Annotated in this window: 13 protein-coding genes and 1 tRNA gene; 11 read left to right on the top strand and 3 right to left on the bottom strand. The window is 59.0% G+C overall.

Annotation, left to right across the window (positions count from 1 at the left end):
• The first annotated feature begins 124 nt into the window (after positions 1–124).
• From rpoE to M2394_RS03970, 4 genes are all read left to right on the top strand, one after another.
• Positions 125–706, top strand: a complete 582-nt coding sequence (gene rpoE, locus M2394_RS03985; RefSeq protein ID WP_003172477.1) for an RNA polymerase sigma factor RpoE — start codon at positions 125–127, stop codon at positions 704–706.
• A 32-nt stretch (positions 707–738) separates the two neighbouring features.
• Positions 739–1,326 carry a sigma-E factor negative regulatory protein gene (locus tag M2394_RS03980; RefSeq protein WP_065882095.1) on the top strand — a complete coding sequence of 196 codons (588 nt, stop codon included), beginning with the start codon at positions 739–741 and terminating at the stop codon, positions 1,324–1,326.
• A 15-nt stretch (positions 1,327–1,341) separates the two neighbouring features.
• Positions 1,342–2,301: a MucB/RseB C-terminal domain-containing protein gene (locus tag M2394_RS03975; protein ID WP_259171718.1), complete on the top strand. Its 960-nt coding sequence runs from the start codon at positions 1,342–1,344 to the stop codon at positions 2,299–2,301.
• 234 nt (positions 2,302–2,535) lie between these two features.
• Positions 2,536–3,975, top strand: coding sequence for a DegQ family serine endoprotease (locus tag M2394_RS03970; protein ID WP_259171717.1), 1,440 nt, complete (start codon positions 2,536–2,538; stop codon positions 3,973–3,975).
• Positions 3,976–4,041: 66 nt separating this feature from the next.
• Here M2394_RS03970 and M2394_RS03965 read toward each other — a convergent pair whose 3' ends face one another.
• Positions 4,042–5,475, bottom strand: coding sequence for a M48 family metalloprotease (locus tag M2394_RS03965; RefSeq protein ID WP_178921053.1), 1,434 nt, complete (start codon positions 5,473–5,475; stop codon positions 4,042–4,044).
• A 95-nt stretch (positions 5,476–5,570) separates the two neighbouring features.
• Between M2394_RS03965 and M2394_RS03960 the strand changes: the two genes are divergently transcribed.
• Complete coding sequence (locus M2394_RS03960; RefSeq protein WP_178921054.1) at positions 5,571–5,810, top strand: sulfurtransferase TusA family protein; 240 nt, start codon at positions 5,571–5,573, stop codon at positions 5,808–5,810.
• A 30-nt stretch (positions 5,811–5,840) separates the two neighbouring features.
• Positions 5,841–6,911: an AI-2E family transporter gene (locus M2394_RS03955; RefSeq protein ID WP_176999174.1), complete on the top strand. Its 1,071-nt coding sequence runs from the start codon at positions 5,841–5,843 to the stop codon at positions 6,909–6,911.
• Positions 6,912–7,025: 114 nt separating this feature from the next.
• Here the strand turns inward: M2394_RS03955 and M2394_RS03950 are convergent, their stop codons facing one another.
• Positions 7,026–7,499, bottom strand: a complete 474-nt coding sequence (locus M2394_RS03950; RefSeq protein WP_259171716.1) for a peroxiredoxin — start codon at positions 7,497–7,499, stop codon at positions 7,026–7,028.
• A gap of 10 nt (positions 7,500–7,509) precedes the next feature.
• Entirely contained in the window at positions 7,510–8,070 is a 561-nt protein-coding gene (locus tag M2394_RS03945; protein WP_176999172.1) for a glycine cleavage system protein R, read from the bottom strand.
• 273 nt (positions 8,071–8,343) lie between these two features.
• Here M2394_RS03945 and dapA point away from each other — a divergent pair, with 273 nt between their 5' ends.
• The 5 genes from dapA to M2394_RS03920 all read left to right on the top strand — a co-directional run bounded on the left by dapA (position 8,344) and on the right by M2394_RS03920 (position 12,032).
• Positions 8,344–9,222, top strand: coding sequence for a 4-hydroxy-tetrahydrodipicolinate synthase (gene dapA / locus M2394_RS03940; RefSeq protein ID WP_178921056.1), 879 nt, complete (start codon positions 8,344–8,346; stop codon positions 9,220–9,222).
• A 17-nt stretch (positions 9,223–9,239) separates the two neighbouring features.
• The gene (bamC, locus tag M2394_RS03935) at positions 9,240–10,355 is read left to right on the top strand and encodes an outer membrane protein assembly factor BamC (protein ID WP_259171715.1); all 1,116 of its coding nucleotides are present in this window, start codon (positions 9,240–9,242) and stop codon (positions 10,353–10,355) included.
• Between the two features lie 4 nt (positions 10,356–10,359).
• Complete coding sequence (locus M2394_RS03930; protein ID WP_178921058.1) at positions 10,360–11,118, top strand: MBL fold metallo-hydrolase; 759 nt, start codon at positions 10,360–10,362, stop codon at positions 11,116–11,118.
• A 27-nt stretch (positions 11,119–11,145) separates the two neighbouring features.
• Positions 11,146–11,859, top strand: a complete 714-nt coding sequence (gene purC, locus M2394_RS03925) for a phosphoribosylaminoimidazolesuccinocarboxamide synthase (protein ID WP_259171713.1) — start codon at positions 11,146–11,148, stop codon at positions 11,857–11,859.
• Positions 11,860–11,942: 83 nt separating this feature from the next.
• Positions 11,943–12,032 (top strand) — tRNA-Ser (locus M2394_RS03920).
• The last annotated feature ends 423 nt before the right edge of the window (positions 12,033–12,455 follow it).

The raw sequence follows: 12,455 nt of genomic DNA, 5'->3' as shown, positions 1-12,455 counted from the left end.
CCAAATCAGTGCGTGCCGGAAACTTGCTTGAAGGGGGAGAACTTTTGCGAAAAGCCCGAGTCTATGTTTGCAAGCCTGATCGTTTAGTTATGCAAGCCTCCTTCAAGTACAACGAGGAGTGTTCATGCTAACCCAGGAAGAGGATCAGCAGCTGGTCGAGCGCGTTCAGCGCGGTGACAAGCGGGCATTTGATCTGCTAGTGCTGAAATACCAGCACAAAATTCTCGGGTTGATCGTGCGGTTTGTGCACGACACCCATGAAGCGCAGGACGTTGCACAGGAAGCCTTTATCAAGGCCTATCGTGCACTTGGTAACTTCCGCGGTGACAGTGCGTTTTACACGTGGCTATACCGCATCGCCATCAACACGGCGAAGAACTATCTGGTGTCTCGCGGACGCCGCCCACCAGACAGTGATGTGAGTTCAGAAGATGCAGAATTTTACGATGGTGATCACGGCCTCAAGGATCTCGAGTCGCCGGAGCGTGCATTGCTGCGCGACGAGATCGAAGGCACCGTTCATCGCACAATTCAGCAACTGCCAGAAGATTTGCGCACGGCGTTAACTTTGCGTGAATTCGATGGTCTGAGTTACGAAGACATTGCGAGTGTCATGCAGTGTCCGGTGGGGACTGTAAGGTCACGGATTTTCCGGGCCCGGGAAGCCATCGATAAAGCCTTGCAACCGTTGTTGCAGGAAAACTAAAGACAGCGGCGACAGCCAAGAGAGGAACCGCCATGAGTCGTGATGCCCTGCAGGAATCGCTGTCCGCAGTGATGGATAACGAAGCGGATGAACTGGAACTTCGTCGAGTGCTCAACGCATTTGACGACGCCGAAACCCGTGATACCTGGTCTCGTTACCAAGTCGCTCGGGCGGTGATGCACAAGGATCTTCTAATCCCTCGTCTGGATATTGCTGCGGCCGTTTCTGCTGCGCTGGCTGATGAAGCCGTTCCGGCAAAGGCTGCTCGTGGACCTTGGCGTAGTCTGGGTCGCCTGGCAGTTGCTGCCTCGGTAACTGTTGCAGTATTGGCCGGTGTTCGCCTGTACAACCAGGACGAAATCGCCGGTGCCGAACTGGCCCAACAGACCCAGCAGCCGGTGATGGCGGGTCCTCAGGTCAAAGGCCCTGCGGTATTGGCCGGCTACAAGGAAAGCTCTGACAGCACCGGCCCGATGGCCAATGGTGTACTGCAAGGGCAATCCGGCTGGCAGGACCAGCGTCTTCCAGGCTACCTGCGCCAACATGCACAGGAATCGGCTCTGAAAGGCACTGAAAGCGCTCTGCCTTATGCGCGTGCCGCAAGCCTGGAAAACCGCTGATTCGTAAGGAGCTCTATGCGCGCCATACCGCTCCTTACGCTTTTGCTCAGTGGTTGGTTTGCACTCCCCGCCCACGCCGATGAAGCCCAAGACTGGCTGACTCGACTTGGGCGTGCAGAGCAGCAGCAAAGCTTCGAAGGTACGTTCGTCTATGAACGTAATGGCAGTTTCTCTACCCATGACATTTGGCACCGTGTCCAGGATGGCCAGGTCCGCGAGCGACTTTTGCAGCTTGATGGGTCCGCCCAAGAAGTCGTGCGGGTAGATGGCCGAACCCTATGCGTCAGTGGCACCCTCGTTGCCGGCCTTGGCAACTCGCGGGATGGCTCTTCGCCCGCGCTTGATCCACAAAAACTCACTCAATTCTATGATCTGGCCGTCATCGGCAAATCCCGCGTGGCCGGTCGTAATGCCGTGATTGTCTCAATCACCCCTCGCGACCAGTACCGCTATGGCTTTGAGTTGCACCTGGATCGTGAAACCGCACTGCCGCTCAAGTCGTTGCTGCTCAATGACCAAGGGCAGTTGTTGGAGCGCTTCCAGTTCACACGCTTGAATACGTCCGTAGTTCCGGATGATCGCAGCCTGCAACCCAGCAGCGAATGCACGCCTGTGGCCGTTTCTGATAGCAAGGCCCCACAGGTGGCCGCGACCCAGGCATGGCATCTCGACTGGCTGCCCCCTGGCTTCCAGCTCACCAATAGCAGCGCGCGTAAAGACGCCGAGACCAAATCCACGGTCGACAGCCTGATGTATGACGATGGGCTCGCACGCTTTTCAGTGTTCCTTGAGTCGACCGACGGTGCGAGCGTCACGGAGACCCGCACTCAGCTGGGCCCGACGGTCGCGGTGTCTCGCCGCCTGAATACGGTAGAAGGCGAGGTGATGGTGACGGTCGTCGGCGAAGTGCCCATCGGCACGGCCGAGCGCATTGCGCTCTCGGTACGCGGTGAAAAGACCGCTGCAAAACCATGAGCCGTTAATCCTGTGTTCATCCTGATCTTTCAATGTCGTTGCATGCCAGGTCCGTTGCCGAGAGCATGAAATGTCCGGATCAGTATTTTCACTTGCAAAAATCCCCTATGTTTTTTATAGGTCAGGGCCTGTTGGCTCTGGCCTTGTTTTGTTCGCGGAACAAAGATGTCGGTGGCAGTTTCCGGCGTTTCTTGAACCCTGTCGCTCAACCCTGCTCGTCGTAACGGGAGCTGTATGTCGATACCACGTTTGAAGTCTTACCTATCCATAGTTGCCACGGTATTGGTGCTGGGTCAGGCCGTGTCTGCGCAAGCAGCCGAACTGCCTGACTTTACCCAACTGGTTGAGCAGGCCTCGCCCGCCGTGGTGAACATCAGTACCACGCAGAAACTGCCGGATCGCAAAGTGTCGAACCAGCAGATGCCAGACCTGGAGGGCCTGCCACCCATGCTGCGCGAGTTCTTCGAGCGTGGCATGCCGCCGCAACAGCGCTCCCCTCGCAGTGGTGGTGGGCAGCGTGAAGCGCAGTCCCTGGGCTCCGGCTTCATCATTTCGCCGGACGGTTACATCCTCACCAACAACCATGTGATCGCCGACGCAGACGAGATCCTCGTGCGCCTGGCTGACCGCAGCGAGCTGAAAGCCAAGTTGGTGGGCACCGATCCGCGTTCCGACGTGGCGTTGCTGAAAATTGATGGCAAGGACCTGCCCGTGCTGAAGCTGGGTAAATCCCAGGACCTGAAAGCCGGCCAGTGGGTCGTCGCCATCGGCTCGCCATTCGGCTTTGACCATACCGTCACCCAAGGCATCGTCAGCGCCATTGGCCGTAGCCTGCCAAACGAAAACTACGTGCCATTCATCCAGACCGACGTGCCGATCAACCCGGGCAACTCTGGTGGTCCGCTGTTCAACCTGGCTGGCGAAGTGGTGGGGATCAACTCGCAGATCTACACCCGTTCCGGTGGCTTCATGGGCGTTTCCTTTGCGATCCCGATCGACGTGGCCATGGACGTCTCCAACCAGCTGAAAAGCGGTGGCAAGGTCAGCCGCGGCTGGTTGGGTGTAGTGATTCAGGAAGTGAACAAGGACCTGGCTGAGTCATTCGGCCTCGATAAGCCGGCCGGCGCACTGGTTGCGCAGATCCAGGACGATGGTCCGGCTGCCAAGGGTGGCCTGCAAGTGGGTGACGTGATCCTGAGCATGAACGGCCAGCCCATCGTCATGTCGGCTGACCTGCCGCACCTGGTGGGTGCGCTCAAGGCTGGCAGCAAGGCCAAGCTTGAGGTGATCCGTGAAGGCAAGCGCCAGACCGTTGAGCTGACCGTCGGTGCGATTCCGGAAGAAGGCGCAACCCTGGATGCCCTGGGCAACGCCAAACCTGGCGCCGAGCGCAGCAGCAACCGTTTGGGCATTGCCGTGGTCGAGCTGACCGATGAGCAGAAGAAGAGCTTCGACCTCAAGAGCGGTGTCGTGATCAAGGAGGTCCAGGACGGCCCAGCTGCGCTGATCGGCCTGCAACCTGGCGATGTGATCACCCACCTGAACAACCAGGCGATCAACTCCACCAAGGAGTTCACCGACATCGCCAAGGCGCTGCCGAAGAACCGTTCGGTGTCGATGCGCGTCCTGCGTCAGGGGCGTGCGAGCTTCATCACCTTCAAGCTGGCCGAGTAAGCCGCCAGTAAAATAAAAGCCCCGCCTTCGCTAAGCGAAGGCGGGGCTTTTTTGTGGGCGATGGGTTTAGCTCATCATCCCTTTTACCAGGCGCTCCTGTTCGATCAGCTCACGTTGGCGCGCGTCAATGCGCGAAGACAGCGGGAAGTTGTTGCCGGCGCGGCGCTTGGCAAAGTCCAGTTGCTGAATGGCCTGCTGGAAGTCGCCCACCAAGGCGAAATACTCGGCACGCGCCTGATGCAGGCCGATGATGTTGCCGGACAAACCGCGTGTTTCGGCGACCTGGTACCACACGTCCGGGTCATCGGGGCGCGACTTGAGCAAACCATCCAATGCCTTCTCTGCATCGGCCGTGCGGTTCTGTTTGAGTAGCAAATCTACCCGTACCTGGTTCAACGGATAGTTGCCGGGGTACTGGGTGAGCATGCGGTCGGTGCGTTGCTGGGCGTCTGGCAAACGGCTGCTGGCGATATCCAGTTCGATCTGCGCCAGGTTGTACGTGATGTCGTTGGGCGCTTTCGCCAGCAGCGGCGCCAAGCTTTCCCGTGCCTCTTTGTACTGGGTGCCCTTGATCTGGGCTATGGCCAAGCCATAGCGCGCCACATCGTTTTTCGGGTTTTCATCCAGCTGCGCCTGGAAGCGTTTGGCCGCGAGCCCGGGCGTATCCTCGTATTGCAACTGCACCCGTGCACGAATCAACTGATAGCGCAGGCTGTCTTCCTTGCCGCCTGGCTTGGCCTGCTCCGCACGGTTGCGGGTGTCGGCAATCCGGGACTCGGTCACCGGGTGAGTCAGCAGGAATTCCGGTGGCTTGGCGTCGAAGCGGTATTGACGCATCAGGCGCTCGAACATGGTGGGCATGGAGCGCGGGTCGTAGCCGGCCTTTTCCAGGTTGAGGATGCCGATACGGTCTGCTTCCTGTTCGTTCTGGCGGGAAAACCGACGCTGTTCCTGGATGGCCGCAGCCTGGCTACCGGCAATCGCGGCAATCCCTGCATCGCCCGCACCGGCCGCCGCCGCGATGATGCCGCCGAGCAGGGCTGCCATCATCGGGATCTGCATGCGCGATTGTGCCTCCACGCCCCGTGCGAAGTGGCGCTGAGACAAGTGAGCCAATTCGTGGGCGAGCACCGAGGCGTATTCACCTTCGGTCTGGGCATTGAGGAACAGGCCGCCGTTGACGCCCACGATCCCGCCAGGTGCGGCAAAGGCGTTGAGCTGCGGGCTGTTGATCAGGATGAATTCCAGGCGCCGGTCATTGACCTGGCTGGTCTCTACCAGCTTGTACACGCTGGTTTCGACGTAGTCCTTGAGCTGGGGGTCATTGAGTTGCGAGACCTGGCCGCGCAGGTAAGCGAGCCATGCGCGACCCAGTTGGTATTCCTGTTGCGGCGAGACAATGGCAGAACTGGCGTCGCCAAGTGACGGCAGGTCGTCAGCAAAGCCCGGAGAGGCCAGCAGGCAAGCCAGCGTCAGCAGGGTAGGGCGCAAAAAAGTCATGCACAAAGCCTTTCGACAAAGAGCTTACTGTAGCCGGACACTGAGCTTCGGACCAGATATTCTAAGCAGCCCGAACCCACGCCCGGAGTAAATTCATGACCGACGCTGTAGCCTTTGATGCCGAGCTTGATGCCAGTGGCCTCAATTGCCCGTTGCCTTTGCTTAAGGCCAAACTGGAACTCAATCGGCTGGCCAGTGGCGCGGTTCTCAAGGTAACTGCCACGGACGCTGGCTCCCAGCGGGATTTCCGGACGTTTGCCAAGCTGGCCGGTCATACGCTGCTGCACGAAGAAGACGCTGGCGGTGTGTACCGCTACTGGTTACGCAAGGCCTGAACCGTTTGCCCCACCCGCCGAGGTTGATTGATGTTCAAAGTGTTACGAGACTGGATTCAGCGCTACTTCTCCGATGAGGAGGCCGTGGTGCTGGCTGTCCTGCTGTTCCTGGCCTTTACCGCAGTTCTCACCCTCGGAGGGATGTTGGCGCCGGTGCTGGCGGGGATGGTTTTGGCGTATCTGATGCAAGGCCTGGTCACCACGCTGGAGCGCCTGCGTCTGCCAGGCGGGGCGGCAGTGGGGTTGGTGTTTGCGTTGTTCATGGGCGTGTTACTGGTCTTCATTGTGGTGGTCGTGCCGTTGCTGTGGCATCAGTTGATCACCTTGTTCAACGAACTGCCGGGCATGCTCGCCAAATGGCAATCGTTGTTGCTGCTGCTGCCAGAGCGGTACCCGCATCTGGTGTCGGATGAACAGGTGTTGCAGGCCATCGAGGTGGCGCGCGGTGAGATCGGAAAGTTCGGGCAATGGGCGCTGACCTTTTCCCTGTCCAGCCTGCCGCTGCTGGTCAACATCATGATCTACCTGGTACTGGTGCCGATCCTGGTGTTCTTCTTCCTCAAGGACCGCGCGATGATTGGCCGCTGGGTACGCGGCTACCTGCCGCGCGAGCGGGCGCTGATCACGCGGGTGGCCGAGGAAATGAACCGGCAGATTGCCAATTACATTCGTGGCAAGGTCATCGAGATCGTGATTTGCGGAGGTGTCACCTACATCGCCTTTGTCGCCCTCGGGCTGAACTACGCAGCGCTGCTGGCATTGCTGGTGGGGGTGTCAGTGGTGGTGCCGTATGTGGGAGCAGTGGTGGTGACAGTGCCGGTGATGTTGATCGCGTTGTTCCAGTGGGGGTGGAGCGACCAGTTCATCTACCTGATGGCGGTCTACGGCATCATCCAAACCCTGGATGGCAATGTGCTGGTGCCGCTGCTGTTTTCCGAGGCCGTCAACCTGCACCCAGTGGCGATCATCTGTGCGGTGCTGCTGTTCGGTGGGCTGTGGGGGTTCTGGGGTGTGTTCTTTGCGATCCCCCTGGCGACGCTGTTCAAGGCAGTGTTGGATGCGTGGCCACGACAAGAGCCTGTGGTTGCGCCGCTGCTTTAAACGTTGTGGTGGAATTGAAGACGCTATCGCCGGCAAGCCGGCTCCTACAGGAGAATGCGTTCCACATGTAGGAGCCGGCTTGCCGGCGATGTGATCAAAAGGTTGCCGCAGCCATCAAGCCTTGTTCAAGGCTTGAGCCGCTGCCAAAACGGCATCCACATGTCCGGGCACCTTCACGCCGCGCCATTCCTGGCGCAACACCCCATCCTTGTCGATGAGGAAAGTGCTGCGGTCCACGCCCAGGTACTCCTTGCCGTACAACTTCTTCAGCTTGATCACGTCAAACAGTTGGCAAACCGCCTCGTCTTTGTCGCTGATCAGCTCGAAAGGGAATTCCTGCTTGCCCTTGAAGTTCTCGTGGGATTTCACGCTGTCGCGCGACACGCCGAAGACTTCGGTGTTGGCCGCCTTGAAGGCTGCGTACTGGTCACGAAAACCTTGGCCCTCGGTGGTGCAACCCGGGGTGCTGTCCTTGGGGTAGAAGTAGATCACCACTTGCTTGCCTTTGAGGGCTGCGAGGCTGAAGGTCTGGCCGCTGGTGGCCTGGGCTTCGAAATCGGCCACGGGTGTGTCGAGGGCTACCGGCATGGGGTTTTCCTTACATTGGGTTCTGTGGGCGCCATGGTTCGATCAGGGCGTCGAGGTTCAGCGCGTCGGCAAAATCCAGGAACTGGTCACGCAGCCAGCTTATCTGCACGCCGGGCGGCAAGGTCACGGTGAACGTGGCGTTGAGCATGGTGCCGCCGGTCTGTGGGGCCTGGTAGGTATCGCAAGTCAGGTTCTCCAGCTCGACGTTGTGGTCGATGAAGAACTGGCACAGCTCGTTGACGATGTCCGAACGGTAGGCCGAGCTGACGTAGGCAACATACGGCAGCGCCTGCGGGCGATTTTCCAGTGCGGCGCTGCGCACGACATTCACGGTGAAGTCGTGTTTCTTGGCCAGGCCCGGCAAGCCGGTTTCCAGGCGCGCCAGGGCGTCCCAGGTGCCGGAGATCTGCAGGACCAGCGCACTGCACTCGCCATGGCGAGTCAGGCGGGAGGTCACGACGGCGCAGCGGTTCTCATGGCTGGCGCGGCACAGGACGTTGGTCAGCTCCATGGGGTTGGCGCCGAGGGCACTGATAACAAGGAATTGTTCGCGAACTGTGGGGGTGGACATGCAGCCTTCCTAAAGCGATGAGCGGTCGATACCGTGTGGGCTGTATCGATCAAAGGATGAAGGGTAGCGAAAAGCGCCGCCAAGGGCTAGGAGGTGGCGTTTTCATTGCGTGATCGGTCGAATTTCATCCCGTCTGAAGTCATGCTTTGGCCCAATGATGGCATTGCCCATCGTTTACTTGCCCCAGAACGCATCCTCACGCGGTACTTCGCTTGTACAAGCATCTTGGCGCCAGTACCATTACGGCTCTCTTTTTCCGGCAGGAGCGGTTGCATGATTGCGGGCAGTATGGTGGCACTGGTCACACCCATGGATGCACAAGGTCATCTCGACTGGGACAGCCTGGGCAAACTGGTGGACTTCCACCTGCAAGAAGGCACCAACGCCATCGTGGCGGTCGGCACCACAGGTGAGTCGGCCACCCTCGATGTGGAAGAACACATCCAGGTCATCGAATTTGTCGTGAAGCGTGTTGCGGGCCGCATCGCCGTAATCGCCGGCACGGGCGCCAACTCGACGCGCGAAGCGATCGAACTGACCAAAAACGCCAAGAAGGCCGGCGCCGATGCCTGCCTGCTGGTGACTCCGTACTACAACAAACCGACCCAGGAAGGTTTGTACCAGCACTTTCGCGCTATTGCCGAAGCGGTCGATATCCCGCAGATCCTCTACAACGTACCCGGCCGCACCGCATGCGACATGCAGGCTGCGACCGTGATCCGCCTGTCCACCGTGCCGAACATCATCGGCATCAAGGAAGCCACGGGCGACCTGCAACGCGCCAAGGACATCCTGGCCGGCGTGAGCAGCGACTTCCTGGTGTACTCCGGTGACGACGCCACCGCTGTCGAGCTGATCCTGCTGGGTGGCAAGGGCAACATCTCCGTGACCGCCAACGTGGCCCCGCGTGCCATGAGCGAACTATGCGCCGCCGCCATTGCCGGCGACGCAGTGACCGCCCGCGCGATCCACGAGAAGCTGATGCCGCTCAACAAGACACTGTTCATTGAATCCAACCCTATTCCCGTGAAATGGGCGCTGTTCGAGATGGGCCTGATGCCGGACGGTATCCGTCTGCCGCTCACCCGTCTCAGCGAAGCCTGTCACGAACCGCTGCGACAGGCCCTGCGCCAGTCCGGCGTCCTGGTTTAATTGAGGAAGCACTACGCATGAAGCGATTGGCCGGACTTTCCGCACTTGCCTTGATTATCTCCAGCACCAGTGGCTGCGGTTGGATCTGGGGCCCGGAAGGCTACTTCCGTGACCGCGGTAGCGATTACCTGGAAGCCCAAGCAACCAAACCGATGCAACTGCCGCCGGACGTCAACGTCGCCAAGCGCCTTGACCCGTTGCTGCCGATCCCGCGTAACGTTGCCGACGACACCACCAAGGGTGAGTACGTGGTACCTCGCCCGCAGCCGATTTCGGCCGTGGCGGATGCCAGCGACTACAGTCTGCAAAAAAGCGGCGACAACCGCTGGATCATGGCCCAGCGCCCACCTGCCGAAGTCTGGCCGGTGGCCCTGCAGTTCTTCCAGGACAATGGTTTTCGCATTGACGAGCAGCGCCCACAGACCGGTGAGTTTACCACCGCCTGGCAGCAGGGCAGCGAGCTGTCCGCCAGCATGGCCAAGCGCCTGCAGGCCGGTGGCGTAGCCGCTGACAGCGAAGCCCGTGTGCGTGTGCGCATCGAGCCTGGCGTGCAGCGCAATACCAGTGAAGTCTACGTGGTCAGCGCCGAGCGTCCTGCCGGCAGCACCGCCAGTGTTGATTTCACCAACCGCTCGGTCAACACCGGTGTGGACTCCGCGCTGGTCGACGAGATGCTTGCCAGCATGAGCCGTATCTCTGAGAAGGGCGGTTCCGTGTCCCTGCTTGCCGCACGTGACTACGACACGCCAAACCGTGTCAGCCTCACCGAAGACGGCAGCGGCAACGTGGTGCTGAACCTGGGCGAAGACCTGGACCGTGCCTGGGCCAGTGTCGGTCGCGCGTTGGAGCAGGGCCCTTGGCGTGTTGAAGACATCAACCGCAGCCTGGGCCTGTACTACATCAACGTGGCTGAAAAGGCCGAGAAGAAAGATGAAGAGCCAGGTTTCTTCGGCAAGTTGTTCGGCAGCAAGCCGACCAAGGAAGAGATCGAGACCCGTGCCGAGCGTTACCAGGTTCGTTTGAGCAAGGTGGGCGACAGCGTACAAGTGACCGTCGAGAAGAACATCAATACCGTCGCGCCAGCTGAAACAGCGCGCAAAGTGTTGGGTGTGATTCAGGACAACCTGGGCTGATCCAATGCGTTTTGCCGTTCTCGGCAGCGGTAGCCAAGGGAACGGCACGCTGGTCGCACATGACGACACTTATGTGCTGGTCGATTGTGGTTTCTCGTTAAAAGAAACCGAGCGGCGCCTGCTGCGCCTGGGGGTTCACCCCGCGCAGCTGAGCGCGATTCTGGTGACCCACGAACATGCCGATCACGTGCATGGCGTGGGTTTGCTGTCTCGGCGCTACAATCTGCCGGTGTACCTTAGTCGTGGCACGTTGCGCGGGATGCGCAAGCCCATTGAACCTACTGGTTTCCTGGCCGGTGGCGAGAAACTGCAAGTCGGTGCCTTGAGTATTGATGTGATTGCCGTGGCGCATGATGCCCACGAGCCGACGCAATACGTCTTCAATGGGGGAGAGCGGCGCTTCGGTGTGCTCACCGACCTGGGTTCGTACTGCGCTAGGGTGCTGGAGGGCTACCGTGACCTCGATGCGTTGATGATCGAGTCCAACCACTGCCGAGACCTGTTGGCTCGCGGTCACTATCCGTACTTTCTCAAGCAGCGGGTGGGCGGCGAGCTGGGACATTTGAACAACCACCAGGCGGCGTACCTGGTGTATGAGTTGGGCTGGCAAGACCTGCAACACCTGGTCCTGGCCCACCTGAGCAGCAAGAACAACCTGCCGCAGCTTGCCCGGCAATGTTTTGTCGACACCCTTGGGTGCGACCCGGACTGGCTGCAACTGGCCGATCAAGATTCAGGGCTCGATTGGCGACACATCGCCTAGCCCACCCTTTAGTAAGCGGAGCCCATCATGGAAAAACGTGAAGAACTCTACCGCGGTAAAGCCAAGTCGGTGTACAAGACCGACGACGCCAACCGCCTGATCCTGCTGTTTCGCAACGACACCTCGGCGTTCGACGGCAAGCGCATCGAACAACTTGATCGCAAAGGCATGGTGAACAACAAGTTCAACGCCTTCATCATGCAGAAGCTCGAAGCGGCCGGTATCCCGACCCAGTTCGATAAGCTGCTGGGCGACAACGAGTGCCTGGTCAAGAAGCTGGACATGATTCCGGTCGAGTGCGTTGTACGTAACTACGCAGCCGGCAGCCTGGTCAAGCGCCTGGGCGTGGAAGAGGGCCTCAAGCTCAGCCCTTACACCTTCGAGCTGTTCCTGAAGGACGACGCCAAGGGCGACCCGTTTATCAACGAATCCCACGTTGTGGCATTCGGTTGGGGCACCGCTGAACAACTGGCTCGCATGAAGGAGTTGTCCCTCAAGGTCAACGACGTGCTGAGCAAATTGTTCGACGACGCCGGTCTGCTGCTGGTCGACTTCAAGCTGGAGTTCGGTGTGTTCCACGACGGCTCTATCGTGCTGGGTGACGAGTTCAGCCCGGACGGCTGCCGCCTGTGGGACAAGGACACCAAGAAGAAGATGGACAAAGACCGCTTCCGCCAGGGCCTCGGTGATGTGATCGAAGCTTACGAAGAAGTCGCCAATCGTCTGGGTGTACCGCTTTAATCGACGCAAGCATCTGATAGCACGGAAAAAAATCGCTTTTGGGGTTTGCTTCTGCGAAACACGCTGTTATGATGCGCGCCGTTGGAGAGATGCCAGAGTGGCCGAATGGGACGGATTCGAAATCCGTTGTACCTTCACCGGTACCTAGGGTTCGAATCCCTATCTCTCCGCCATACTTGTACTTAAAGGCCCCATTTATGGGGCCTTTTTGCATTCTGCGGTTTCTGTTTTAAGTCTGTTCTTCCCTTCATGCTGTTTTGCGAGATTTTGCTCTCTATAGCTCTTTAATAAGTCTGTGGATGCTGTGATGTGATCGCTCGGTGAGACGATGCCTGGCAGGTGCGCGATTTCACGCCCTATCTTTGGTTGCGACAACTATTGATTGGATGGCCCGCTGAAGCAGGCTTTTATAGCGACAATCTTCGGCTCTTTGATGAGTAAAAAGAATTTCTAAAGCGGGGTTGACCGCATAATTTAAATCTGTAGAATTCGCCTCCCGCCAACGAGAGATCGGAAGCGCAAGTGGTTGAAGTTGTTGAAGAAATCTTCAAAAACTTCTGAAAATAATCACTTGACAGCAAATGAGGCTGCTGTAG

Origin of the sequence: Pseudomonas sp. BIGb0164 (assembly GCF_024810135.1) — a bacterium.
Lineage (GTDB): Bacteria > Pseudomonadota > Gammaproteobacteria > Pseudomonadales > Pseudomonadaceae > Aquipseudomonas.
This window is presented reverse-complemented; position numbering and strand designations above follow the sequence as displayed.

Bases quoted from the DNA above. Each gene is read 5' to 3' on its own strand.
- rpoE (WP_003172477.1), top strand. From the start codon at position 125: ATGCTAACCCAGGAAGAGGATCAGCAGCTGGTCGAGCGCGTTCAGCGC.
- M2394_RS03980 (WP_065882095.1), top strand. From the start codon at position 739: ATGAGTCGTGATGCCCTGCAGGAATCGCTGTCCGCAGTGATGGATAAC.
- M2394_RS03975 (WP_259171718.1), top strand. From the start codon at position 1,342: ATGCGCGCCATACCGCTCCTTACGCTTTTGCTCAGTGGTTGGTTTGCA.
- M2394_RS03970 (WP_259171717.1), top strand. From the start codon at position 2,536: ATGTCGATACCACGTTTGAAGTCTTACCTATCCATAGTTGCCACGGTA.
- M2394_RS03965 (WP_178921053.1), bottom strand. From the start codon at position 5,475: ATGACTTTTTTGCGCCCTACCCTGCTGACGCTGGCTTGCCTGCTGGCC.
- M2394_RS03960 (WP_178921054.1), top strand. From the start codon at position 5,571: ATGACCGACGCTGTAGCCTTTGATGCCGAGCTTGATGCCAGTGGCCTC.
- M2394_RS03955 (WP_176999174.1), top strand. From the start codon at position 5,841: ATGTTCAAAGTGTTACGAGACTGGATTCAGCGCTACTTCTCCGATGAG.
- M2394_RS03950 (WP_259171716.1), bottom strand. From the start codon at position 7,499: ATGCCGGTAGCCCTCGACACACCCGTGGCCGATTTCGAAGCCCAGGCC.
- M2394_RS03945 (WP_176999172.1), bottom strand. From the start codon at position 8,070: ATGTCCACCCCCACAGTTCGCGAACAATTCCTTGTTATCAGTGCCCTC.
- dapA (WP_178921056.1), top strand. From the start codon at position 8,344: ATGATTGCGGGCAGTATGGTGGCACTGGTCACACCCATGGATGCACAA.
- bamC (WP_259171715.1), top strand. From the start codon at position 9,240: ATGAAGCGATTGGCCGGACTTTCCGCACTTGCCTTGATTATCTCCAGC.
- M2394_RS03930 (WP_178921058.1), top strand. From the start codon at position 10,360: ATGCGTTTTGCCGTTCTCGGCAGCGGTAGCCAAGGGAACGGCACGCTG.
- purC (WP_259171713.1), top strand. From the start codon at position 11,146: ATGGAAAAACGTGAAGAACTCTACCGCGGTAAAGCCAAGTCGGTGTAC.